Annotated in this window: 1 pseudogene; it reads left to right on the top strand. The window is 47.3% G+C overall.

Annotated features, from left to right (window positions below):
* Positions 1 to 241 (top strand): annotated as a pseudogene (locus HMPREF0519_RS12860) (matrixin family metalloprotease); the annotation flags it as partial.

Below are 241 nucleotides of genomic sequence, written 5' to 3'. Positions count from 1 at the left end.
GTTGTTTCTGCCATTAAACAAACACCGGATCTCAATCCAACCGCCAAAGTGCGCCACTTTAGCCAGGCAACCTACGCAAAATACGGTGCACTATTCGATAAAAACTATAACGTTGAGAAAATGAGCCCCTACAGCGTTTTCGGAGACGCCCAAGAAGCCTACGTTTACACGTCATCACCTATACTGAAGAGATACATGTACGCCGCTATGCAGAACTGGAACAAGGCGTTGGGCACCAAAG

The organism is Lentilactobacillus hilgardii DSM 20176 = ATCC 8290 (assembly GCF_000159315.1).
Lineage (GTDB): Bacteria > Bacillota > Bacilli > Lactobacillales > Lactobacillaceae > Lentilactobacillus > Lentilactobacillus hilgardii.
The sequence above is the reverse complement of the archived record's forward strand: the minus strand, read 5'-3'. Positions and strand labels throughout refer to the sequence as shown.